Origin of the sequence: Nocardioides sp. (genome assembly GCF_024509035.1) — a bacterium.
In the GTDB taxonomy this organism is placed as follows: domain Bacteria; phylum Actinomycetota; class Actinomycetes; order Propionibacteriales; family Nocardioidaceae; genus Nocardioides.
The window spans coordinates 1,494-2,714 of record NZ_JANINT010000005.1; the positions used below are offsets into that span (position 1 = coordinate 1,494).

The following is a 1,221-nucleotide window of genomic DNA, read 5'->3' on the forward strand; positions in this document are numbered from 1 at the left end:
TGGACTTCCAGTTCACCGAGGATCAACGCGAGTTCCGCAACCTGCTGCGGTCCTTCGTCGACAAGGAGATCATCCCGGTCGCCCGGGAGTGGGAGCAGTCCGGGCGCTACCCGACCGAGATCGTCGAGGGCATGGCGCAGATGGGCCTGTTCGGCATGACCGTGCCCGAGGAGTTCGGCGGGCTGGACCTCGACCCGGTCTCCTTCGCGATCGTCTTCGAGGAGATCTCGCGCGGCTGGATGGGCGTCGCCGGCATCCTCGGGAGCCACTCGCTCTCCTGCCGGCTCATCGCGATGCACGGCACCGAGGAGCAGAAGCAGGCCTACCTGCCGGCCCTCGCCACGGGCGAGCGGCGCACGGGCATCGGCCTCACCGAACCCGACGCGGGCACCGACCTGCAGGGCATCCGCACCACGGCTCGGCTCGAGGGCGACCACTACGTCGTCTCCGGCGCCAAGATGTGGATCACCAACGCGCGGTACGCCGACCCGCTGCCGGTGCTGGTGAAGACCGACCCGAGCGCCACGCCGGCTCACCGCGGGATGAGCGTACTGCTCGTCGATCCCCACCTCGAGGGGTTCGAGGTCACCAAGGACATCCCGAAGCTCGGGTACAAGGGGACCGAGTCGTGCGAGATCGTGCTCGACAACGTGCGGGTCCCGCGCGACCAGCTGCTCGGCGGGGTCGAGGGACGAGGCATGCAGCACGTCCTCTCCGCCCTCGAGTGGGGCCGGGTCAACATCGCCGCCCGCTCGGTCGGCATCGCCCAGCGGGCTCACGAGGAGGCGCTGGCCTACGCCCAGAGCCGCAAGGCGTTCGGCCAGCCGATCGGTGACTTCCAGGCGATCCAGCTCAAGCTCGCGACGCTGGCGACGAACCTGCAGGCGGCCCGCCTGATGGCCTACTGGAGCGCCGACGCGGTCCGCCGCGGCCGCGCCGACGCGGAGACCGGCATGGCGAAGATCTTCTGTTCCGAGGTGGCTCTGGATGCCGCGATCGACGCGATGAAGGTGCACGGCGGGTACGGGTACTCCACGGAGTTCGAGGTGGAGCGGCTCTACCGCGACGCCATCTTGATGAGCATCGGCGAGGGCACCAACGACATCCTCCGCACCGTGGTCGCCAAGGCTCTGCAACGCGGGGAGACGGTCCTCGGATGAGTCCCCTCCCGGGGCTCCCGCGCTCCTACCTCTATGTCCCCGGCAACGCCGCCGGCAAGCT

1 protein-coding gene is annotated in these 1,221 nt (G+C 69.5%); it reads left to right on the forward strand.

What is annotated here, in order from left to right:
* Positions 1-1,160, forward strand: a 1,160-nt coding sequence (locus Q0L15_RS00295) for an acyl-CoA dehydrogenase family protein (RefSeq protein ID WP_296601398.1), incomplete at its 5' end; no start/stop codon positions are given.
* Between the last annotated feature and the right edge of the window lie 61 nt (positions 1,161-1,221).